General features: G+C 69.5%; 18 protein-coding genes. 9 read left to right on the forward strand and 9 right to left on the reverse strand.

Annotation, left to right across the window (positions count from 1 at the left end):
• The first annotated feature begins 6 nt into the window (after window positions 1-6).
• Window positions 7-1,707, forward strand: a complete 1,701-nt coding sequence (locus tag A5730_RS08465) for a DEAD/DEAH box helicase (RefSeq protein WP_067898231.1) — start codon at window positions 7-9, stop codon at window positions 1,705-1,707.
• A complete protein-coding gene (locus tag A5730_RS08470; protein ID WP_067898234.1) occupies window positions 1,704-2,843 on the forward strand; it encodes an acyltransferase in 1,140 nt (379 codons plus the stop codon). Before A5730_RS08465 ends, A5730_RS08470 begins: the two co-directional genes overlap by 4 nt.
• Before the next feature lie 13 nt (window positions 2,844-2,856).
• On the opposite strand, the gene A5730_RS08475 is transcribed toward A5730_RS08470, so the two are convergent.
• Genes A5730_RS08475 through A5730_RS08485 form a run of 3 tightly spaced genes read right to left on the reverse strand, consistent with a single transcriptional unit; the run spans window position 2,857 to window position 6,098 of the window.
• On the reverse strand, window positions 2,857-3,438 hold the full coding sequence (locus tag A5730_RS08475) for a TetR/AcrR family transcriptional regulator (protein WP_197506215.1): 582 nt from the start codon (window positions 3,436-3,438) through the stop codon (window positions 2,857-2,859).
• The gene (locus A5730_RS08480; RefSeq protein WP_197506213.1) at window positions 3,435-4,676 is read right to left on the reverse strand and encodes a cytochrome P450; all 1,242 of its coding nucleotides are present in this window, start codon (window positions 4,674-4,676) and stop codon (window positions 3,435-3,437) included. The genes A5730_RS08475 and A5730_RS08480 overlap by 4 nt, the downstream gene beginning before the upstream one ends.
• Window positions 4,677-4,730: 54 nt before the next feature.
• A complete protein-coding gene (locus A5730_RS08485) occupies window positions 4,731-6,098 on the reverse strand; it encodes an FAD-binding oxidoreductase (RefSeq protein WP_067898243.1) in 1,368 nt (455 codons plus the stop codon).
• A 58-nt stretch (window positions 6,099-6,156) separates the two neighbouring features.
• On the opposite strand from A5730_RS08485, the gene A5730_RS24930 reads away from it, so the two are divergent.
• Window positions 6,157-6,753, forward strand: a complete 597-nt coding sequence (locus A5730_RS24930) for an SHOCT domain-containing protein (RefSeq protein ID WP_067898246.1) — start codon at window positions 6,157-6,159, stop codon at window positions 6,751-6,753.
• Window positions 6,754-6,757: 4 nt separating this feature from the next.
• Here the strand turns inward: A5730_RS24930 and A5730_RS08495 are convergent, their stop codons facing one another.
• Window positions 6,758-8,008: an MFS transporter gene (locus A5730_RS08495; RefSeq protein ID WP_067898249.1), complete on the reverse strand. Its 1,251-nt coding sequence runs from the start codon at window positions 8,006-8,008 to the stop codon at window positions 6,758-6,760.
• 84 nt (window positions 8,009-8,092) lie between these two features.
• Here A5730_RS08495 and A5730_RS08500 point away from each other — a divergent pair, with 84 nt between their 5' ends.
• Genes A5730_RS08500 through A5730_RS08510 form a run of 3 tightly spaced genes read left to right on the forward strand, consistent with a single transcriptional unit; the run spans window position 8,093 to window position 11,126 of the window.
• The gene (locus A5730_RS08500; protein ID WP_067898251.1) at window positions 8,093-8,920 is read left to right on the forward strand and encodes a uracil-DNA glycosylase; all 828 of its coding nucleotides are present in this window, start codon (window positions 8,093-8,095) and stop codon (window positions 8,918-8,920) included.
• Window positions 8,917-10,035, forward strand: a complete 1,119-nt coding sequence (locus tag A5730_RS08505; RefSeq protein WP_067898254.1) for an FAD-binding protein — start codon at window positions 8,917-8,919, stop codon at window positions 10,033-10,035. The genes A5730_RS08500 and A5730_RS08505 overlap by 4 nt, the downstream gene beginning before the upstream one ends.
• 59 nt (window positions 10,036-10,094) lie before the next feature.
• Window positions 10,095-11,126, forward strand: a complete 1,032-nt coding sequence (locus A5730_RS08510; protein ID WP_067898258.1) for an LLM class flavin-dependent oxidoreductase — start codon at window positions 10,095-10,097, stop codon at window positions 11,124-11,126.
• On the opposite strand, the gene A5730_RS08515 is transcribed toward A5730_RS08510, so the two are convergent.
• The 3 genes from A5730_RS08515 to A5730_RS08525 all read right to left on the reverse strand — a co-directional run bounded on the left by A5730_RS08515 (window position 11,123) and on the right by A5730_RS08525 (window position 16,019).
• Window positions 11,123-15,046 (reverse strand): bifunctional diguanylate cyclase/phosphodiesterase, encoded by a 3,924-nt coding sequence (locus A5730_RS08515; RefSeq protein ID WP_082946756.1) that lies wholly within the window; start codon window positions 15,044-15,046, stop codon window positions 11,123-11,125. The genes A5730_RS08510 and A5730_RS08515 overlap by 4 nt on opposite strands.
• Window positions 15,047-15,133: 87 nt before the next feature.
• Window positions 15,134-15,580 (reverse strand): nitroreductase family deazaflavin-dependent oxidoreductase, encoded by a 447-nt coding sequence (locus tag A5730_RS08520; RefSeq protein WP_067898260.1) that lies wholly within the window; start codon window positions 15,578-15,580, stop codon window positions 15,134-15,136.
• Between the two features lie 10 nt (window positions 15,581-15,590).
• The gene (locus A5730_RS08525) at window positions 15,591-16,019 is read right to left on the reverse strand and encodes an HIT family protein (protein WP_067821438.1); all 429 of its coding nucleotides are present in this window, start codon (window positions 16,017-16,019) and stop codon (window positions 15,591-15,593) included.
• A gap of 47 nt (window positions 16,020-16,066) precedes the next feature.
• Between A5730_RS08525 and A5730_RS08530 the strand changes: the two genes are divergently transcribed.
• Window positions 16,067-17,458, forward strand: coding sequence for an amidase (locus A5730_RS08530; RefSeq protein ID WP_082946757.1), 1,392 nt, complete (start codon window positions 16,067-16,069; stop codon window positions 17,456-17,458).
• Here the strand turns inward: A5730_RS08530 and A5730_RS08535 are convergent.
• A complete protein-coding gene (locus tag A5730_RS08535) occupies window positions 17,453-17,950 on the reverse strand; it encodes a DNA-deoxyinosine glycosylase (RefSeq protein WP_067898264.1) in 498 nt (165 codons plus the stop codon). The genes A5730_RS08530 and A5730_RS08535 overlap by 6 nt on opposite strands.
• Window positions 17,951-18,051: 101 nt before the next feature.
• On the opposite strand from A5730_RS08535, the gene A5730_RS08540 reads away from it, so the two are divergent.
• On the forward strand, window positions 18,052-19,185 hold the full coding sequence (locus A5730_RS08540) for an adenylate cyclase regulatory domain-containing protein (protein ID WP_067898302.1): 1,134 nt from the start codon (window positions 18,052-18,054) through the stop codon (window positions 19,183-19,185).
• Between the two features lie 301 nt (window positions 19,186-19,486).
• Window positions 19,487-20,071, forward strand: coding sequence for a hypothetical protein (locus A5730_RS08545; RefSeq protein ID WP_067898266.1), 585 nt, complete (start codon window positions 19,487-19,489; stop codon window positions 20,069-20,071).
• 34 nt (window positions 20,072-20,105) lie between these two features.
• On the opposite strand, the gene A5730_RS08550 is transcribed toward A5730_RS08545, so the two are convergent.
• Entirely contained in the window at window positions 20,106-21,962 is a 1,857-nt protein-coding gene (locus tag A5730_RS08550) for a serine/threonine-protein kinase PknH/PknJ (RefSeq protein WP_067898269.1), read from the reverse strand.
• Window positions 21,963-22,022 lie beyond the last annotated feature (60 nt).

Raw genomic sequence — 22,022 nt, forward strand, 5'->3', positions numbered from 1 at the left:
TGGACGATGAACCACCAGGACAGCTCGCCTGAGGCTGCCTCGACGACCTTTGCCGACCTGCAGATCCACCCCGCCGTACTGCGGGCGATCGGCGACGTCGGCTACGAGTCGCCCACCGGCATCCAGGCCGCGACGATTCCGGCGCTGATGGCGGGCTCGGACGTCGTCGGGCTGGCGCAGACCGGCACCGGCAAGACGGCGGCGTTCGCCATCCCGATCCTGTCCAAGATCGACGTCACCAGCACCGCGACCCAGGCGCTGGTGTTGGCGCCCACCCGGGAGCTGGCGCTGCAGGTGGCCGAGGCGTTCAGCCGCTACGGGGCGCACCTGCCGAAGATCAACGTGCTGCCGATCTACGGCGGCTCGTCGTACAGCGTGCAACTGGCCGGGCTGCGGCGCGGCGCCCAGGTGGTGGTCGGCACGCCCGGCCGAGTGATCGACCACCTCGAGCGCGGGACGCTGGACCTGTCCCGGGTGGACTACCTGGTGCTCGACGAGGCCGACGAGATGCTCACCATGGGCTTCGCCGAGGACGTCGAACGCATCCTGGCCGACACCCCCGAGTACAAACAGGTCGCCCTCTTCTCGGCGACCATGCCGCCGGCGATCCGCAAGCTCACCACCAAGTACCTGCACGACCCGTTCGAGGTCACCACCAAGGCCAAAACCACCACGGCCGAGAACATTTCGCAGCGCTACATCCAGGTCGCAGGCCCGCGCAAGATGGACGCGCTGACCCGGGTGCTCGAGGTGGAACCGTTCGAGGCGATGATCGTCTTCGTGCGCACCAAGCAGGCCACCGAGGAGGTGGCCGAAAGGCTGCGCGCCCGAGGGTTTTCCGCGGCCGCCATCAACGGCGACATCCCGCAGGGCCAACGGGAGCGGACCATCGCCGCGTTGCGCGACGGCGGCATCGACATCCTGGTCGCCACCGACGTGGCCGCGCGCGGGCTGGACGTCGAGCGGATATCGCACGTGCTCAACTACGACATCCCGCACGACACCGAGTCCTACGTGCATCGCATCGGCCGCACGGGCCGGGCGGGGCGGTCGGGAACCGCGCTGTTGTTCGTCTCTCCGCGAGAACGTCACCTGCTCAAGGCGATCGAGAAGGCGACGCGGCAGACGCTCACCGAGGCCGAGCTGCCCACCGTCGAGGACGTCAACGCCCAACGAATGGCCAAGTTCGCCGATTCCATCACCGCCGCGCTGGGTCGCCCGGGCATCGAGCTGTTCCGCAAGCTGGTCGAGGATTACGAACGCGAGCACGACGTGCCGCTGGCCGACATCGCCGCGGCGCTGGCGTTGCAGTCCCGCGACGGCGAAGAGTTCTTGATGTCGCCCGAGCCGCCGCGCGAGCGACGCGAGCGGCACACCGAACGCCGGGAGCGTACCGAAAGGCCAAGGCAGGACCGGTCTTTCGCCACCTACCGCATCGCGGTGGGCAAGCGCCACAAGATCGGCCCCGGCGCGATCGTGGGCGCCATCGCCAACGAGGGCGGCCTGCATCGCAGCGATTTCGGCCACATTGCGATCGGCCCCGACTTCTCGCTGGTGGAATTGCCGGCCAAGCTGGGAAAGTCGACGCTGAAAAAGCTCGAGCAGACCCGCATTTCGGGAGTGCTGATCAATCTCCAGCCGGACCGGTCGGCGACCAAGCCCCGCGGCCGGGACGGTGGGAAGCCGCGCAGGAAACACACCGGATGACGCTGTCCGAAGAGCAGGACGCCCAGGGCGGACTTGAGCAGACCGCACACGTCGACCGCGTCGCGTCGCTGACCGGCATCCGCGCCGTCGCCGCCCTGCTCGTCGTCGGCACCCACGCGGCCTACACCACCGGCAAGTACACGCACGGGTATTGGGGGCTGGTGGGTTCCCGGATGGAGATCGGGGTGCCGATCTTCTTCGTGCTGTCCGGCTTCCTGCTGTTCCGTCCGTGGGTGAAGTCCGCCGCCACCGGCGCGCCGGGGCCGTCGGTGAGTCGCTATGCGTGGCACCGGGTTCGGCGGATCATGCCGGCCTACGTCATCACGGTGCTGTTCGCCTATGTGCTGTACCACTTCCGCGAAGCGGGACCCAACCCCGGGCACACCTGGCTGGGCCTGGCGCGCAACCTGACGCTGACGCAGATCTACTGCAACGGCTACCTGGGCAAGTATCTGCATCAGGGCCTGACCCAGATGTGGAGCCTCGCGGTCGAAGCGTCCTTCTACGTGATCCTTCCGGTGTTGGCCTACGTGCTGTTGGTGTGGGTCTGCCGGCGGCAATGGCAGCCGAGACTGCTGCTGGGCGCGCTGGCCGCGATGACGCTGATCAGCCCGGCCTGGCTGGTGCTCGTGCACACCGATCACTGGTTTCCCGACGGCGCGCGGCTGTGGCTGCCCACCTACCTGGCCTGGTTCGTCGCCGGGATGCTGCTGGCGGTGCTGCAGGCGATGAATGTGCGCGGGTACGCGTTCGTGGCCATCCCGCTGGCCGTCGTCTGCTACTTCATCGTGTCGACCCCGATCGCCGGCGCGCCCACCACGTCGCCGGCCACGCTGAGCGAGGCCTTGTTCAAGACCTGCTTCTACGCGGTGATCGCCGCGCTCGCGGTGGCGCCGCTGGCGCTGGGCGATCACGGCTGGTACTACCGGCTGCTGGCCACCAGGCCGATGGTGTGGCTGGGGGAGATCTCCTACGAGATCTTCCTGATCCACCTGATCACCATGGAATTCGCGATGGTCTACATCGTGCGCGCCCACGTCTACACCGGCTCGATGCTGAACCTGTTCGTCGCCACGGTGGTGGTGACGATTCCGTTGGCCTGGCTGCTGCACCGCTTCACCCGCGTGCGGACCTGAGCCGACGCGGCGCCTACCGACGGGCGGAGACCGGCGTCACGATCGGGACGACGAACTCCTCGATCATCGCCCGCTCGTCGGCCTCGTCGCGGCCCGGGAACTGCAGCAGCGAGGTGATCACACGCACCACCCAGCGCGCCCGGCGCTCCACGACGGCGGGATCCTCAGGCCCGAGCGAGCCGACGAACGCGGCCGCCAGGGCGGTGATCACCTCGGACTGCCCGGCCACCTCGGCGCCGATCGGCGGCCGCGTGACGGCGAACCACGACGCCAGCGCGCGGCTGTCGCGCACCATCCGCAGCGTGGCGGTGATGCTGGCGACCAGCCGCTCGCGGGGATCGTCGACGCCGCCGATCCGCTCCTTGATCGCGCGGCTGAGCCGGCGGGTTTCCCGGTGCACGTAGGCGGTCCGCAACGCCTCGCGGTTCTCGAAATACCGGTACAGCGTCGCGCGGGAACACCCTGCGGCCCTGGCGATTTCGTTCATACCGATCGAGGCCTGGTCGCGCTCGGTGTAGAGCTGCTCGGCCGCGTCGAGTATCCGGTCGGCGGCCGCTTCGCTGCGGTGCGCGCCCAGCCAGTCGGTGGGCATCAGGACCGCACCCGGATCGGCACCGACAGCGGACGCCGCACATAGCTTCCGCCCGACCAGACGATCGCGGACTCGTCGACCTCGAAATCCGGGCAGCGGGTGAGCAGTTCGGTCAGCGCGACCCGCGATTGCATCCGCGCCGCCGCGGCGCCCAGGCAATGGTGCGTGCCGTGGCTGAAGGTCAGAATGTTGCGGGGGCGGCGTGTGACGTCGAGTTCGCCTGCGTCAGGCCCGTATTGGCGCTCGTCTCGGTTGGCCGACCCGTACAGCAGCAACACCTTGCGGCCGGCGGGGATGGTGGTGTCGCCGATCGTCACGTCGCGGGTGGTCGTTCGGGCCAAACCCTGCACCGGCGAGGTCAGCCGCAGCAGCTCCTCCACCGCGTCGGGGATCAGCCGCAGGTCGTCGGCCAACAGTCGCCGCTGATCGGGGCGCTGGTGCAGCAAAGGCATTGAGCCGCCCAGCATTCCGGTGGTGGTGTCGTTGCCGCCGGTCACCATGGTGAACGTGAACGCCAGCACCGACAGCGTGCCGGCGATGTCTCCATCGGCGCCGACCCCGGCGGCGACCAGGTGCGAAATGGTGTCGTCCTCGGGCTCGGACCGACGGCGCTCGATCAGGTGAGTGAAGTAGGCCATCATCGACCCGACCGCGTCGCCGACGGTTTCCAGCGCCCCGGCCAGGCCGCTGTCGCTGGTGTTCGCCGCGACGATCACATCCGTCCACCAGTCGAATTGCGTCCGGTCGGCTTCGGGGACGCCCAGGTAGTGCGCGACCACCATCGAGGGCAACGGCTTGAACAGCTCGGTGACGATATCGCCGCCGCCGGCGGCGCGCAGCCGCTCGATGCGCTCGACGACGAACTCGCGCACCTTGGGCTCGACGGCCTCCACCTGGCGTGGTGTGAAGCCGCGCGAGACCAGTTTGCGAAACTCGGTGTGTACCGGCGGATCCTGCATCACGAACGGTGGGTTGTCTTGCAGGCCAATCATTTCCAGGTCGCCGTAATTGACCGTCAGCCCCTGCGCGGAGGAGAACGTCTCGTGGTCGCGCGCCGCGGCCCACACGTCGGCGTGCCGGGACAACACGTAGTAGTCGTGGTCGGGCCGGTTGGCCGGCACGACGTGGTGCACCGGATCGTGGTCGCGCAGGCCGCGGTACATCGGCCAGGGATTCGGCCACGTGTCGGCGGTGGCCAGCTCGAAGGAGACGGGCGCGTCGTGAGACATAACCGCTGACATGTCTCATTCGTACGACAACGCGCGCCAGATGTCAACCGGCGCACGAGCGCGGAATTAGATGCCCGAGCCCGGGTTCAAGATGCCCTGCGGGTCGAGGGCCTGCTTGATGCGCCGGTTGAGATCCATCACCTCGGGCCCGAGGTAGCCGGCCAGCCACGGCCGCTTGAGCCGGCCGACGCCATGCTCGCCGGTTATCGTCCCGCCGAGCCCGACGGCGAGGTCCATGATCTCGCCGAAGGCGAGGTGGGCCCGCTCGGTCATCGCGGCATCCGCGGGGTCGTACACGATCAGCGGATGCGTGTTGCCGTCGCCGGCGTGGGCGATCACCGAGATCGTCAGGTCCCGCTCGGCGGCGATGCGCGCGATGCCGGTGACCAGCGCGCCCAGCGCCGGCAGCGGCACCCCGACATCCTCGAGGAGCAGCGACCCCTTCGCCTCCACCGCGGGGATGCAGAACCGGCGGGCGGCGACGAACGCCTCGCCCTCGTCGGGATCGTCGGTCGAAAACACCTCGGTCGCACCGCTTTCCGCGAACACCGCGGCCATGATGGCGGCGTCCTCGCTGCCGGCCCGCCCGCGCTCGTCCGACCCGGCGACCAGCATGGCGGCCGCCCCGCGGTCCAGGTCCATGCGCAGGGTGTCCTCGACGGCGTTGATCGCCACCGAATCCATGAACTCCAGCATCGAGGGGCGCAGCCGCGCGGTGACCCCGAGCACCGCCTCGACGGCCGCCTCGACCGTGGCGAAGCCGGCCACCACGATGCTCGACGCGTTCTGCTTGGGCACCAGCCGCAGCGTGACCTCGGTGACGACGCCCAGCGTGCCCTCGCTGCCGACGAACAGCTTCGTCAGCGACAGTCCCGCGACGTCCTTGAGCCGGGGGCCGCCGAGCCGCACCGCCGTACCGTCGGCCAGCACCACCTGCATGCCCAGCACGTAGTCGGTGGTGACGCCGTACTTCACGCAACACAGGCCGCCGGCGTTGGTGGCGATGTTGCCGCCGATGCTGCAGATCTCGAACGACGACGGATCGGGCGGATACCACAAGCCGTGCTCGGCGACCGCCTGCTTCACCTCCGCGTTGAACAGCCCGGGCTGGCATACCGCGGTGCGGGTCACAGGGTCGACGGTGATGTCGCGCATCTTCTCCGTCGACAGCACGATGCCGTTGTCCAGCGCGGTCGCCCCGCCGGACAGGCCGCTGCCGGCGCCCCGGGTCACCACCGGGACCCCGCGCGCGGACGCCCAGCGCAACACGGTCTGCACGTCCTCGGTGCAGCGCGGCCGCACCACCGCCAGCGGTTTGCCGGCAGACGGATCGAAGGCGCGGTCCTGGCGGTAGCCCTCGGTCACGGCCGGGTCGGTGACGACCATCCCGTCGGGCAGGCCGGCGATCAGCTCGGCCAGGACGTCAGCACTCACGACCCGATCCTACGGGCCCGTCCGCGCTGTACAGTTGACCGATCCTGGAAGGGGCGCGGTGTTCGGACGCAAAGATCTCAGCAAAGTCGGCGTCCGTGCGTTCGCGGACGTCCTGGCCGCCGAGCAGTCGGCGATCTCGGTCACCGTCGGCAACCCGAACCTGGTCAACAACACCGAGGTTCGCTGGAAGCTGCTACTGCGGGTCACGCCCGAGGGCGAAGCGCCGTTCGAGGCCAGCGTCACCGCGCTGCTACCTCAGCTGAGCCCGCCGCGGCCGGGCCTGAGGCTGCCGGTGCGCTACGACCCCAAGGACCACAGCCGCGTGCAGCTCGACCACCGGCCGGGCGCCACGGCCGACGCCGCCGTCGACGCCGTGACCGCCGCCCGCCCCGACCTGGCGGGCGCCCAGGTCATGGGCATGCCGATGACCGACGTCATCCGCCGAGCCATTGCCGACCCCACCGCCTTCCGCGACGAGATGATGCGGCGCGGCGCCGAGATGCAACAGCAGGCGCTCGGCGCGATGCAGGCGGCGCAGGCCCACCAGGGCGCGGACCCGATCGACCGGCTCGAGAGGCTGGCCGCGCTGAAGGACCGCGGACTGCTCACCGACGAGGAATTCGAGCAGCAGAAGCGCAAGATCCTCGGCGAGTGACGCGTCACTGCGAAGGCGGGCTCGCCTGAAATTCCGGCGCGCGGTCCAGGTCCCGCAGCGACGGCAGCCTCAGGGCCACCAGCCCGATCAGCAGAATCGGCACCGCCAACGCCAGGAAGGCGACGCGCAATCCGGCGGCGTCGGCGAGCGGTCCGGCCAGCAACAAGCCCAACGGCCCCGCGGCGTAGGTCAGCCCCGCCATCACCCCGACCACTCGACCGCGCAGGTGGTGCGGCGCCCGGGTCTGCATGACGTAGTTGTAGATGGGCTGGATCGGCCCGTAGACCAGACCGGTCACCGCGCAGAGCGCCAAGATCACCGGCAACGGCGGCAGGAACGCGATCGCCACCGCCGCGGCGCCGAAGGTGAGGGTCGCGGTCAGCACGGCCGGACGCCGCCGCAGATATCTGGACACCCCGGCGTAGCCGAGCGCTCCCGCGACGCCCCCGATCCCGAGCGCCATCAACGCCCAACCCAGCTGGGCCGGCTGGTGCCGGTCGGCGAAATACTTTGGGAACAGCACGCTTTCCATCGGCAGGTACAGCGCGGTGACGGCCAGGTCGATCAGACCGAGCGTGCGGAGCACCCGCAGGTTCCAGACGAACCGCAACCCCTCGGCGATGCCGGACCTCAACCCGTCGGGCCGGGTCGCGCGGTGCGGCCTGCCGGTGCCCTCGAGCCGCAGCGCGCCAATGGCCAAGAGCGACAACCCGAAACAGCCCGCCGTGACCCACATCGTGTTGATGCCGCCGACCGTGGCGATCATCAAGCCGCCGATGCCCGGGCCGACGATGAAGCCCAGGTTGAGGATCGCCTCGTAAACGCTGTTGATGCGCTCCAGCGACCAGCCCGCGCGGGCGGCCGCCTCGGGCAGCATCGAGTCGCGGGCCGTCGTCCCGGCCGGGTCGAACGCGGCCGCGCAGAAGCCCAGCGCGGCCAGCTCGACGACGTTGATCGCCTCGGCACCCAGCAGCAGCGCGGTGAGCGGGACGCGGGCCACCGCGGTGCACGACAGCGAGTCCGAGACCAAGGACAACCGTCGGCGCCCGAAGTAGTCGACCGCGGTGCCGGCGACCAGCGTGGCGACCACCAGCGGCAGCGTCATGGCGATGGCCACCACCGACGCCTCGCGCGCGCTGTGATGGTGCTGCAGCGCCAGCCACGGGAACGCGACTATCGAGATGCCGGTCCCCGTCGTCGCCAGCAGCGTGGCGGACAGGATCAGAAGCGCCGGGCCTCGGCTCGCATGGCTCATGGATTGTCCCGGGGAGAATTTAGCCGCTGATTTCGTGCGGGACCACCGAATATTCGGGCCCTTCGGCCGCCGCCAACCGGCTGACTGCAGGATGTTCATGTGCTCGCCCACCCTCGTACCGGTCAGGCCTTCGATTCCCCGGTGGTTCCCGGCAGCGGATGGCCGGGGGATCCGGCCACCCCGCGGACCCCGGTGGCCGCCGACGCGGCACAGGTCGCCGCGCTGGCGCCGGACGCGGCGTCGATCGCCGAACTCGACGCCCTGATCAGCGTCTGCCGGGCCTGCCCGCGGCTGGTCGACTGGCGCGAGGACGTGGCCGTGCTGAAACGCCGCGCCTTCGCCGACCAGCCGTATTGGGGCCGGCCGGTGCCCGGCTGGGGGTCCGAGCGGCCCCGCCTGCTGATCGTGGGGCTGGCGCCCGCCGCGCACGGCGCCAACCGCACCGGGCGCATGTTCACCGGCGACCGGTCCGGCGACCAGCTCTACGCGGCGCTGCACCGGGCGGGGCTGGTGAACCAACCGACCAGCGTGGACGCCGCGGATGGGTTGCGGGCCAACGGGGTTCGCATCGCGGCGCCGGTGCGGTGCGCGCCCCCGGCCAACGCCCCGACGCCAGCGGAGCGGGACACCTGCTGGCCGTGGCTGGAGGCCGAATGGCGGCTGGTGGCCGAGCACGTGCGGACGATCGTCGCGTTGGGCGGCTTCGCCTGGCAAATCGCGCTGCGGCTGCCGGGCGCGACCGCGATGCGCAAGCCGCGGTTCGGCCACGGGGTGGTGGCGCAATTCGCGCCCGGTGTGCGGCTCCTCGGCTGCTACCACCCCAGCCAGCAAAACATGTTTACCGGTAGGTTGACACCAGCAATGCTCGACGACGTGTTCCGCGACGCAAAAAGGCTGGCAGATATCAAGTGACCGACGTTCTGATTTCCGGCGCCAGCGTGGCCGGTGCGACGGCGGCTTATTGGCTTGGACGGCATGGCTATTCGGTCACCGTGGTGGAGCGCCACGCCGGGCCGCGGCCGGGCGGTCAGGCGATCGACGTGCGCGGGCCCGCGCTGGAGGTGCTGGAACGCATGGGCCTGCTGGCCGCCGCCCAGAAGCGCAAGACGCAAATTCGGGGCGCCTCCGTCGTCGACCGCGACGGCAACGAACTGTCCCGCGACACGGAGTCCACCCCTACCGGGGGGCTCATCGACAACCCCGACATCGAGCTGCTGCGGGATGATCTGGTCGAATTGCTTTACGGCGCAAGCCAATGGACGGCCGAATACCTCTTCGACGACACCATCACCGGTGTGGACGACGACGGCGAGGCCGTCAACGTCACCTTCGAACGCGCCCCCGCGCGCAGCTTCGGCTTGGTCATCGGCGCCGACGGATTGCACTCCAACGTGCGCCGGCTGGTGTTCGGCCCCGAGGAGCAGTTCATCGAGCGGCTGGGCACTCACGCGGCGATCTTCACGGTGCCCAATTTCCTCGACCTGGACCACTGGCAAACCTGGCACTACGGGGACGCCACCATGGCCGGGATCTACAGCGCCCGCAACAACACCGAGGCGCGGGCCATGCTCGGCTTCATGGACAGCGACCTGCGGATCGACTACCGCGACACCGCGGCGCAGTTCGCCGAGCTGGAACGGCGGATGGCCGACGACGGGTGGGTGCGTCCCCAGCTGCTGGAATACATGCGCAGCGCCCCCGATTTCTACTTCGACGAGATGTCGCAGATCAAAATGGATCGCTGGTCCAAGGGCAGGGTCGCGCTGGTCGGCGACGCCGGATACTGCTGCTCGCCGTTGTCGGGCCAGGGCACCAGCGTCGCCCTGCTGGGCGCCTACATCCTGGCCGGCGAGCTGGCGGCCGCGGGCGAGGACTACGAATCCGGGTTCGCCAACTACCACAAGGAGTTCAACGACTACGTCAAGCGCAACCAGTGGCTGGTGGTCGACAACATCCCGGGTGGGGCGCCGATACCGCAGGAGGTCTTCGACCGCATCGTCAGCTCGATAACCCTCAAGGACTACTGACAGTCCCTCGCGCCACTAAGCCGGGGAACGTTCGCGAGCCGCAAGGCGTTGACGCCAACGTGCGACTTTCCGTCCTTGATCTGGTCCCGGTGCGCACGGACCAGACGACCGCTGACGCGCTCGCGGCGACCGTGCAGCTGGCGCAGGCCGCGGATCGGCTGGGTTTCACGCGGTACTGGGTCGCCGAGCACCACAACATGCCGTCCGTCGGCGCCACCAGCCCGCCGGTACTGATCGCCTACCTGGCCGCGCAGACCACGCAGCTGCGGCTCGGGTCCGGAGGTGTGATGCTGCCCAATCACGCGCCGCTGGCGGTGGCCGAGCAGTTCGCGCTGCTGGAAGCCGCCGCCCCCGGCCGCATCGACCTGGGCATCGGCCGGGCGCCCGGCTCCGACCCCGTCACGTCGTACGCCTTGCGGGGAAGTCGTGGCGACGAAGACATCGAGCGCTTCCCCGATTACCTCGACGACGTCGCGGCGCTGATGAGCGCGCGCGGCGTGGTGGTGCCGCTGCGCTCGGGGGACTACCGGCTCAAGGCCACCCCGGCCGCGGCCGGCGAGCCGCGGTTGTGGCTGCTGGGCTCGTCGATGTACTCGGCGCACCTGGCCGCCGCCAAGGGGCTGCCCTATGTGTTCGCGCATCACTTCTCCGGCAACGGAACCGAGGAGGCCCTCGAGGTCTACCGGTCCCGGTTCAAGCCGAGCGCCGTCGCGGCCGAGCCGGTGACATTCCTCACCGTCAACGCCGCCGTGGCCGAAACCCGGGACGAGGCAACGGCTTTGATGTTGCCGAACCTGCAGATCATGGCGAAGCTGCGCACCGGCCAGCCCCTCGGGCCGGTGCCGCTGGTCGAGGAGGCGCAAGGCGCGGAGCTGACGCCGCAGCAACAGCACATCGTGGAAAGCGGGCTGCGACGCGCGGTCCTGGGCACGCCGGCCGAGGCCGCCGAACAGCTGCGGGCCCTTGCACGGCGGTTCGACGTCGACGAGGTGATGGTCAACCCGGTCGCCTCGGCTCGCCGCGGCACCGACCCGGCCGCCGGGCCGGCGCGGGTGGCGACCCTGGAATTGCTGGCCAAGGAACTGTTCTAGTCGGTCACGGCGGACCGGTCGGGATCGACGTCCTCGACGGCCGCCATCCGGCCGGTGATCCAGCGCCGCAGTTCGTCCGGTGGCAGCGGCGGACTGTGCACGAAGCCCTGGGTGATGATGCGGCCGTAACGCCGCAACGCGCGCAGCGTGGCCTCGTCCTCGACCCCCTCGGCGACCAGGTCGGCGCCCAGATTCTGCGCCAGGTCCACGGTGGACTCGACGATGGCGACCGATCGGGGGTCCTGCGCCAGCCGCGCCACGAATCGCCGGTCCAGCTTGAGCTCGTCTACCGACACGTCCTGCAGTCGGGCCAGCGACGACCATCCGGTGCCGTAGTCGTCCACCGAAATGCGAACCCCGAGAACCTGCAGGGCGGCGACGGTGTTGCGGGAGCGATCCGAGTCGACCAGGGCGCTCTCGGTGATCTCGATGATCAGCGCGTCGGCGGGCAAACCGTGGGTGCGCAGCAGTCGCTCGATGGTGACCGCGAGGTCGAGGTCGAGCAGGTTGGTCGTCGACAGGTTGACCGCGACCGCCAGCGGGATCCCCCCGTCGCGCCAGGACCGAATCTGCTCGAGCGTGAGGTTGATGGTGCGATTGGCGACCGTGCGCATCAGGCCGGCGCGTTCGGCGGTGGGCAGGAATTCCTCGGGCAACAGCAGGCCGCGGGTCGGGTGCTGCCAGCGCAGCAGCGCCTCGACGCTGTGGACGCTTCCGTCGGCCGCGTTGACCTTGGGCTGGTAATGCACCGTCAACTGGTCGCCGTCGATCAGCGCGGCGCGCAGCTCGCGAACCAGGTTGGGATCGTGGTCGCGATCCATCTCGAAGGAGGACTCGTACACCGCGATCTTGCTGATCGCGGACTTGGCGTGCGGGATCGCCGCCTCGGCGCGATTCAACAGCTCCTGCGGATGGTCGCAATGGTCGGGGTACAGCGCGATCGCGATGCAGGCTTCGATCTGCACACTGATCGCGTCCAGCTCGAACGGGATGCTCATGCCGTCGAGCAGCCGGCCCGCCTGGCCGCGCGCCGCGGCCAGGTCCGACCCCTCGCCCAGCAGGATCGCGAATTCTTCGTCGCTCACCCGCGCGAGCAGATCGTCGCGACGGGCGTTGTGCGTGAGTCGGTTTGCGATGTGCCACAGCAGCTCGTCACCGAAGTGGCGGCCGACGGAGTCGTTGATCTCCCTGAGCCTGTGCAGGTTCAGCAACAGCAGCGCGCGGCGCGACGACGCCTTGCCCGGCGACGCCGACGCCGACAGCGCAGTCAGGGCGGTCGCCAGCGAGCGACGATTGGGCAGGGCGGTCAATTGGTCCGTCATGGCCTGCTTGTGGCTTTCGGCCAGCAGGCTGACGTCCCGGAAGGTCACCGAGAACCGCGCGGCGACCGCGACGAGGCTCAGCGCGGCCAGCGTCGAGGCGAGTCGCGAATTGTGGCCTAGGACCGCGACGCCGAGCGCGACGACGGTGCACGTCACCGGCACCGCGTAGGAGGCGAGGCCGCGCCGCGGCGTCGGCGCCGCCGCCGACCACCGCGCCCAGCTGGCGATCGCCACCAGCAGCGACGACGCCGGCCAGAGCGCGTCGAGCGTGGTGCCCACCCGGTACGAGCCCGCCGAAGTCTCGAAGAGGTATGCGGTGTCCGCGATCGCGAAACCCACCAGCCCGGCGACGAGGAAGGCCCAGCGAAATTCGTTGCGCCAGCCCAGGAGTGGCAGCATGCCGACGGCCAGGGCCAGCAGCACCAGATCACCCCACGGATAGACCAGACCCACCAGCACGGTCGCCGGCACCCGGGCCGCGGCGGCGTGCATGGGTCCGGCCCGCAGCGCCGCCCCCACGGCCGCCACGGCCAACGCGCAGACCAGGGAATCGAGGCGGATGGGCATCGGCACCCGTCGCAGGTGCGATCGCATCAGCAGCAAGATGCCGGCGTAGACGAACGGATAGAACGCCAGGTATTCCGGGTCCGCGACCGATGGGGATTGGCCGTTGGGCACCCACACCGCGTAGACGACGTCACCGAGCGCCGAAACCGCCATGCCGGCCGCGATCAGCGACCACGCGAGCCGGTCGGCCCTGAGTCGGTACGCCCGGACGGCGATCAGCGCGGCCGCCAGCAGGTTCAACGCGGAATACAGGGATTTGGCGAAGAAGACGCTGTGGCTGGCGTTCGGGAAGAGGAGGCTGGTCACGGTGAACGAGACGACACCAATTGCCAAGACGGCCAAGGCGATCCGGATCGCCGTCGGTGGCCACCGAATGCCGTCGATACCGTCGGGCGGTTGCGCCGGTCTTGACGTCGCCACCTCGACGACCCGCCTGAGGGCCGGCTCGGTCCCGGCCTCCGCGAGCGCGGCCGCCTGCTCGGCCGGTTCGGTGGTCTGGGCCGTTGCGAACGAGTACGCGAGCGGAAGGTCGGGCACGAAGCTGCGAACGCATTGCCCGCCTTCGCGTTTCGCCGTGTACATGGCCAGGTCCGCGTGGCGCAGCAGCTGTTCGACGTTGCAGTCCGTCCCGGCGGCGGCCACCGTGAAGCCGACGCTGGGACGAACCGGGATCGGGACGCCGTCGATCACGATCGGGCTGTCGAACGCCTTGAGCACTCGTTCCGCCGCGGCCTGCGACTCCTCGACGGACCCTTCCAACAACGCGGCGAATTCGTCGCCCCCGAGGCGAGCGGTGACGCACTCGCCGTCCAGGACGGCGGTGAGCCGCCCGGCGACCTGAACCAGCAGTTCGTCCCCGGCCGGATGGCCGAGGGCGTCGTTGACCGATTTGAAGTCGTCGAGGTCCAGGCTCAACACCCCGATGGGCGCGGGCTCCCGATTCCGGCGGGCGACGGCCTCTTCCAGCCGCTGGAGGAAATAGGCGCGATTGGCCAGACCCGTCAGGCTGTCGCGAAACGCCTCCCGCGCGACCTCGGCCAACAGGCTCTGGTTCTCCATCAACATCACGAGCTGGCGGACGAGCACCGCGGCCACCAGGATCCCGAGCGCGAACAGCAACGGCCCGTGCGCCATCGAGCCCACCGCATGACCCAGCCCCACCGCGGCGGCCAGCACCAGCGGCAGGTAGGGCAACCACAGCCGCGTTCGCGACCGGATCTCCTCGGCCCGCGACGCGGGCAATGGGGTTTCGTGGACGCTGGCCAGCGCGGCCAACGCGATCATTCCCAACCCGGCCACCCTGCCCACGTCCGCCAGGGTGCCGAGCTGATAGCTGCCGACCCCGCTCCTGAACACCGTCGCAATGTCGGCGACGCTGATCGTCGCCACTCCGCCGGCCAGCAGGTTCCGGCTCGGGATGTCGCCGGAAACGCCCCGCGCCAGCAGCAGGATCGCCATGGTCAGCAGGACGACGTCGTTGAAGATCTCGGCAAGGGTCGCCACCCGCGAGCCGGTGTCAACCCGCAGCTCTTTGTCGAGCACGAACACCCACGACACAACGAACAGCGACGTCGCCACGATGAGACCGTCCAGCACCAGTCGCCGCGGGCTGCGCCGGGACAGCCGCGACAACAGCATCAGCGAGGCGATGGCGCCGAACGGCCACAGGAGGAGGACCACCTCGGCGGCGGCCGGGTCGGTGGCGTGGGCCAGGACCGGACGCACCTCGTACACCGCCCAGATGACCTCGCCCACCGCCCAGCCCAACAGGGCCGTGACCATCGCCAGCCAGCCGAACCGTTGTCTTGCGGTCGCCGAGCGGGCCGCGTAGCCGGCACATCCCGCCCCGAACAACAGGCAGAGGGCCAGGACGAGCTCGTCCACCGGCCGGGTCGCGTAGGCGCCCTCCCAACCGCCGAGGTAGGACGCGACCACCAGCGCGGCCGCAACGGCATAGGCGCCGAGGACGAGCCAACCGAGGCGCGCATCCACCCCGATCCGCCGCCAGGGATTTCCCGCCCAGGGTTTCATGCCCGCTCCAGCCGATCCCGCGCCGTGCGATGAGCTAACTGTTCACCGCGTTGCTAGTGGAGAATAAACCTCCACTCTGGGTTCGGGTCAGCGCCGCGTCAGCACCACGACCGGAATCGGCCGCGAGGTCTTGCTCTGGTAGGCCTCGTACCGGTCGCCGTTGTTCTTGTTGACGATCTGCCACAGTCGCGCGTAGTCGGGGTCGTCCGGCAGCACCGGTCGGGCCGTCACAGCAAAACGCTTCGGGCCGACGTTGATCTCGACGTCCGGATTCTTGCGCAGGTTGTGATACCAGCCGGGTGCGCGCGGGTCGCCGCCCTTGGACGCGACGATCAGGTAGTCGTCGCCGTCTTTGGCGTAGGTGAGCGCCGCCGTTCGGGCCTGGCCCGTCTTGGCGCCGACGGTGTGCAGCAGCAGGCTCGGTATCAGCAGCATGCGGTGACCGATCCAGCCGTTCGTCTTGCGATAAACGTTGTCGTGCACACGCAGAATCTGCGGCAGTAATCCCTGCTCGACCCAGGACGGAAGCGCCATTCGCCCAGTATTACTGGCTGGCGTCGATGCGGGCCAGTGCCTCCCGCAGGATGCGCCCGGTGGCTTCGCGGTCGGGGTCGCGCCGCAGCAGCATCCCCTTGGCGACCGAGAGCTTGTCGCCGTTGCGCCGGGGCAGCACGTGCAGGTGGATGTGGAACACGGTCTGGAAGGCGGCGCTGCCGTCGTTGATGGCGATGTTGGTCGCGTCGGCCAGTTCGGTCGCGCGGGCGGCGCGGGCGATCCGTTGGCCGATGGTGACCATGCCGGCCAGCGTCTCCGGCGGCGTATCGGTCAGATCCACGCTGTGCCGTTTGGGGATCACCAGCGTGTGCCCGCGGGTGAAGGGGCGGATGTCGAGGATCGCCAGGAAGTCGTCGTCCTCGAAGATCCGGATGGCCGGGGCCTCCCCGGCGACGACCGCACAGAACACGCAGGACATGTCGCCCACGGTACTGGCCGGCCCGAAGCGGGGGATACGCTGCCGCAGTGGACGCTCGCGACGTTGCCTTCGCAGGCGCGGCCGCCCAGGCGCGGATGCTGGCCGACGGTGAACTGACGGCGCCCGAGCTGCTCGAGATCTACCTGGACCGGATCGCGCGGCTGGACAGCCAGCTGCGCTGCTACCGCGTCGTGCTCCCCGACACCGCGCGCTACGAGGCGGCCGCCGCGCAGGACCGGCTGGACGCGGGCGAGCGGCTGCCGCTGCTCGGGGTTCCGATCGCGATCAAAGACGATGTGGACGTCGCCGGCGAGGTGACGACCTATGGCAGCGGCGGGCACGGGCCCGCGGCGGCCTCCGACGCGGAGGTGGTGCACCGGCTCCGCGCCGCGGGTGCCGTCATCATCGGCAAAACCAACGTGCCCGAGCTGATGATGTTCCCCTACACCGAGTCGCTGACCTTCGGTGCCACCCGCAACCCGTGGAACCTCAAGCGCACGCCGGGCGGCAGCAGCGGCGGAAGCGCCGCCGCGGTGGCCGCCGGGCTGGCTCCGCTGGCGCTGGGCTCCGACGGCGGCGGCTCCATTCGCATTCCGGCGATCTGGTGCGGCCTGTTCGGCGTCAAACCGCAACGCGATCGGGTGTCGTTGGAGCCGCACGACGACGCCTGGCACGGCTTGAGCGTCAACGGTCCGCTGGCCCGGTCGGTACTGGACGCCGCGCTGTTCCTCGATGCGACGTCGACGGTGCCGGGGCCCGAGGGGGAGTTCGTCGCCGCGGCGACGCGCGAGCCGGGAAAACTGCGAATTGCCTTGAGCACCAAGTCACCAACGCCGCTGCCGGTCCGGGTCGGCAAGCCGCAGCTGACGGCGGTCGAACAGGCTGGTGCGTTGCTGCGCGACCTGGGCCACGAGGTGATCACCGCCGACCCCGACTATCCGCCGTCGGCGATCATGACCAATTACCTGCCCCGGTATCTGCGCGGCATCAGCGATGACGCCGATTCGCTGGCTCACCCCGAACGTCTCGAAGCGCGTACCCGCAACGTGGCGCGCGCCGGTTCCTTCTTCTCCGACCGGCGGATGACCGCCCTCCGCGACGCGGAGCCCGCGGTGAGCGCCCGGATCCAGTCGATCTTCGACGACGTCGACGTCGTCCTCACGCCGGGCAATGCGACGGGCCCCTCCCGCATCGGTGCCTACCAGCGCCACGGTGCGGTGTGGACGCTGCTGGCGGTGGCGCAACGCGTTCCCTACCAGCAGGTCTGGAACCTGACGGGGCAGCCGTCGGCGGCGGTGCCGTGGGACTTCGACGGGGACGGCTTGCCGATCGCCGTGCAGCTGGTGGGCCGGCCGTACGACGAAGCCACGCTGTTGTCGCTGGCCGCGCAGATCGAAACCGCCCGGCCGTGGGCCCACCGGCGACCGCCGGTGTCATGACCGTGGCGCGATGACCCGCCACGCCGCCAGCTTGGTGGCTGGCGCCACCGCGTGGGCCGGGCTGGTCGACGGCAACCTCCCATAGTCGACCCGCTCGTTGGGCTCGGCCAGCCGCCGGTACAGCTCGGCGGCCTTGGCGCCGTTGAAGTACACCCGCGCGATGGCGGGGTACCGGGCGAACAGTCTACGGAAGTCGTTGACCGCCAAGCTTTTCGGTTCGATCGCCGAGTCCGCGCTGCCGCGTCGGCGGCAGGCGCGCAGCACATCCCACAGGGCCACCCCGGCCGACTGCAGCGCGGCCAGCCGTGTCTCGTAGGTCGCCGCCGCGTCGAACCCGAACAGCTCACCGGTGATCGCCCAGAACGCATTTCGCGGATTGGCGTAGTACTGACCCACCGTCAGGGATTGCGCGCTGGGAAACGAGCCCAGGATCAGCACCCTGGCGTGTTCGTCGACGACCGGCGGGAATCCTCGCAACAGCGGCGCGCTCATCACTGGATATTCTGCGCCGACCCGCTTCGCCCGGCTGCGCCGCGCTCGCGATCGACGCGACATTCTGCGCCGACCCGCTTCGCCCGTTGTACGTTGGCCGGGTGGAGGACGGGGCCGAGGCCAACATCGAGGACCTGCTCGACGGGCTCGAGGGCAGCGCCCGCGCCGAGCGGGCGGAATTGGTGCGGTGGCTGCTCGAGCAGGGCATCAGCCGCGAAGAGATCCGGGCAACCAATCCGCCACTGCTGCTGGCCACCCGCCACCTCATCGGCGACGACGGCACCTACGTCTCCACCCGCGAGATCAGCGAGACCCACGGCATCGACCTGGGCCTGCTCCAACAGGTGCAGCGCGCGATCGGCCTGGTGCGGGTCGACGACCCCGACGCGGTCGTGCACATGCGCGCCGACGGCGAAGCCGCCGCCTTCACCAAGCGGTTCGTCGAGCTGGGCCTGGATCCCGAGCAATTGGTGCTCGTGGTCCGGGTGCTCGCCGAAGGGTTGTCCCGCGCGGCCGAGGTGATGCGCTACACCGCGCTCTCGGCGATCATGCGCCCCGGGGCCACCGAGCTGGACATCGCCAAGGGCTCAAAGGCATTGGTGAGCGAAATCGCGCCGATGCTCGGCCCGATGATCGAGCACATGCTGTTCATGCAGCTGCGCCACATGATGGAAACGGAAGCGATCAACGCCGCCGAGCGGGCGGCGGGCCAGCCGCTTCCGGGCGCCCGTCAGATCACCGTCGCGTTCGCCGACCTCGTCGGCTTCACCCGGTTGGGCGAAGTGGTGTCGGCCGAGGAGCTGGGGCACCTAGCCAACCGGCTGGCCCACCTCGCCCGGGACCTGACCGTCCCGCCGGTGCGGTTCATCAAGACCATCGGCGACGCGGCGATGTTCGTCTGCCCCGAGCCGGCGCCCATGCTTGACGTCGTGCTGAAGCTGGTCGACGCCGTCGACACCGACAACGACTTCCCCCGGCTGCGGGCGGGCGTCGCCTCCGGCATGGCGGTGAGCCGGGCCGGCGACTGGTTCGGCAGCCCCGTCAACGTGGCGAGCCGGGTAACCTCCGTGGCGCGCCCGGGGACCGTGGTCGCGGCGGATTCGGTCTGGGAGACGATCGGTGACACCGGCGAGTTTCACGGGTCGTTCGCGGGCGCGCGCCGGCTCAAGGGCATCAAGAACGAGGTGAAGCTGTTCAGGATTCGCCGGGGCGACGGGTCCAACGGCGGCGATTGAGCCGGGGAGCCCGTACACATGGGCAGGCCCGGACGACTCTGGGGGCGTGTGACTCCGTCATGCGCGGGTCCTACGCGGCCGGTTTTCTACCCTGACTTCCGGCGCTTGGAATTGGTCGTTTCCGGGCCTGCTTCGCTACCAAAAATACAACTTCCCACAGCCCATATCAACGGGTTCTCCGCACCTGAAAGCGCCTTTTTGCGCGCCGCCGCGCCGGCGCTCGAACGCCACGACGCACGGGTTCCGTTCGCCCGGGGTGAACGCCATTCCATTGCGTCTGTAACGGTGTAATTATGTAATCATGAAATCGCATCACACCCACGGGCGGCGCTACGGCCGCCCCGGCGGCTGGCAGCAAGCCCAGCAACCCGACGCCAGTGACGCCGCCGAATGGTTCGCCGGGCGGCTGCCCGAAAGCTGGTTCGACGGCGACCCGACGGTCATCGTCGACCGCGAAGAGATCACCGTCGTCGGACGGCTGCCCGAGCCCCAGGGCTCGGATAAAGAGGAAACCGAGGCCCGCTCGGAAGGGCGCGCCTCGCGGTTCCGCGAGGAGACCCGGTCCGAGCGCATGCGCATCGCCGACGAGGCGCAGGACCGCTACGGCCGCAAGGTGTCCTGGGGCGTCGAGGTCGGCTCTAAGGCCGGCGCGGAGCGAATCCTGTTCACCCACATCGCGGTTCCGGTGATGACCCGATTGAAGCAGCCGGAGCGCCAAGTGCTCGACACGCTGGTCGACGCGGGCGTCGCCCGCTCCCGCGCCGACGCGCTCGCGTGGTCGGTCAAGCTGGTCGGCGAGCACGCCGAGGAATGGCTGGCCAAGTTGCGCAGCGCCATGTCGGCCGTCGACGATCTGCGCGCGGAGGGACCCGACCTGCAGTCGTAACCCGAAGCGCCAGTGGGGCTTTGAATTCGCCGCGCTAGCCGTTGTCGATCTTGGCGACGATCTTGTCGACGATCTGGGTGCCCTGATCGCTGATGTGATACCCGCAGGCGTTGATGTCGACTATGACGTTGTTCGCCGCGCCCATCGCGCGCTGGCACTCCCAGCCGTCGGCGCCCTCCTGGGTGTCCAGCACGGCGATCTTCGGCGGCGCGCCCTGCAGCTGCGCGAACGTCCACCGATAGGTCTTGCCCTTGTTGGTCACCGTCACCGTCTTGCCCGCGCAGCCCTTCCACTTCTCCGCCGAATTCTGCAGGAAGGCCTTGGCTTTGTCGGCGGACGGGAACAGGACGACGGCCTGGTTGACCCAATGGTCGTAGTTGTCGCCCGGCTCGGACGACACCAGCCCGCTCACCGCCGAGTAACCGGTGCCCGCATACACCGGGCTCTGGGTGGTGTAGAGCGCGCCCTGGCAGTCGGGCTGCGACACCGTCAGTGCCGAAGTGTCCATCGCCTGAATGGGTTTGCCGGGCTCCATGGTCGAGGAGCTCATGACGGAGTTGATGTCGGAAGCGCCGAGCAACAGCGCGCTCAGGCGCTCGGCGGGTATCGGGTCGGGTGGCGGCACCGGCTTGGGTCGCACGAGAAGCCAGATGCCCACGGCGCCGGCGACCAGGACGAGCACCCCCGCGAGAGCGGCGATGATGGGCCAGGGGCTGCGGCGTTTGGGTGGGGGTTGGTTCCAGGCGGGGGCGCCGGTGAACGGTTGTGGGGTTTGCGGTGGCGGTGTGCCCCAATTGGCGTTGGGGGCTTGGTAATAGGGCGGCGGGGTTTGGCTGGCCGCGGGAATGGGACCGCTCTCGGGCCGCCACGGCGGCGCGCCCTGGCGGGGCACCGGTGTCGAACCCGGTGGCGCCGGCGGTGGGGTGTTCGCCGTCGGTACCGGGGGGCCGGCCATGGCCGTGTCGGCCGGCGTGGCTGGGGGACCCATCGTGACCGTGCCCGGCATGGTGGCTTCCTGGCTGCGGCGCAGGATGGTGTCGGCGTGGTCTTGGTCGGGGTCGCTGAGCGCCTCGTGGGCGGCCAGGGCCAGGTCCCCGGCGCTGGCGTAACGCTCCTCGGGTTTCTTGGCCATCCCGCGCGTGATCACCGCATCGAAAGCCTTGGGAATGCCCGGCCGAATGGCCGTCGGTTGGGGTATCGGATCCATCATGTGCGCTGACACCAGCACACTGGCGCTATCGGCCCGATACGGCGGGGTGCCGGTGAGGCATTCATAAAGCACGCAGGCCAGGGCGTAGATGTCGGCGCGGTAGGTGACCTCGGCGTTGGAAAACCGTTCCGGCGCCATGTATTTCCAGGTTCCCACCGCGGTGCCCAGCTGGGTCAACTTCTCATCGGTGGTGGCACTGGCGATGCCGAAGTCGACCAGATAGGCGAAATCATCGCGAGTGACCAAAATGTTTTGCGGCTTGACGTCGCGGTGCATCACCCCGGCGGCGTGGGCGGCGTCGAGCGCCGAGGCGATCTGGGTGATGATGGCCACCGCGCGCGGCGGGGCCAGCGGCCCAAAGCGTTTGAGCACACTGTCTAAGTCGGTGCCCTCGATCAGGCGCATCTCCAAAAACATCTGCCCGTCGATTTCGCCGTAATCGTGGATGGGCACCACGTGCGGCTCCTGCAAACGACCGGCGGTGCGGGCTTCGCGTTTCATCCGCTCCCGAAACACCGGGTCCTTGCTGAAGGTCTCCGACAGCAGCTTGACCGCCACCGTCCACTCCTTGACGGTGTGCTCGGCCTCGTAGACCTCACCCATCCCACCCCGGCCCAGCAGCCGCTTTAGGTGATACGGCCCAAACTGCGTGCCCACCCGCGAGACCTGCTCATCACTCATCGCCGATCCTCAGCCACCGTAATTGGTCCACCAGGTATGCAGGTCCTCCATGTTGGGCGG

Origin of the sequence: Mycobacterium sp. ACS4054, from assembly GCF_001667275.1 — a bacterium.
Classification (GTDB): Bacteria; Actinomycetota; Actinomycetes; order Mycobacteriales; family Mycobacteriaceae; genus Mycobacterium.

Excerpts from the sequence above, each read along its gene's own strand:
- A5730_RS08525 (WP_067821438.1), bottom strand. The coding sequence starts at position 16,019 with ATGTCCTGCGTGTTCTGTGCGGTCGTCGCCGGGGAGGCCCCGGCCATC.
- A5730_RS08545 (WP_067898266.1), top strand. The coding sequence starts at position 19,487 with ATGAAATCGCATCACACCCACGGGCGGCGCTACGGCCGCCCCGGCGGC.
- A5730_RS08550 (WP_067898269.1), bottom strand. The coding sequence starts at position 21,962 with ATGAGTGATGAGCAGGTCTCGCGGGTGGGCACGCAGTTTGGGCCGTAT.
- A5730_RS08515 (WP_082946756.1), bottom strand. The coding sequence starts at position 15,046 with ATGAAACCCTGGGCGGGAAATCCCTGGCGGCGGATCGGGGTGGATGCG.
- A5730_RS08470 (WP_067898234.1), top strand. The coding sequence starts at position 1,704 with ATGACGCTGTCCGAAGAGCAGGACGCCCAGGGCGGACTTGAGCAGACC.
- A5730_RS08535 (WP_067898264.1), bottom strand. The coding sequence starts at position 17,950 with ATGAGCGCGCCGCTGTTGCGAGGATTCCCGCCGGTCGTCGACGAACAC.
- A5730_RS08465 (WP_067898231.1), top strand. The coding sequence starts at position 7 with ATGAACCACCAGGACAGCTCGCCTGAGGCTGCCTCGACGACCTTTGCC.
- A5730_RS08480 (WP_197506213.1), bottom strand. The coding sequence starts at position 4,676 with ATGTCAGCGGTTATGTCTCACGACGCGCCCGTCTCCTTCGAGCTGGCC.
- A5730_RS08520 (WP_067898260.1), bottom strand. The coding sequence starts at position 15,580 with ATGGCGCTTCCGTCCTGGGTCGAGCAGGGATTACTGCCGCAGATTCTG.
- A5730_RS08495 (WP_067898249.1), bottom strand. The coding sequence starts at position 8,008 with ATGAGCCATGCGAGCCGAGGCCCGGCGCTTCTGATCCTGTCCGCCACG.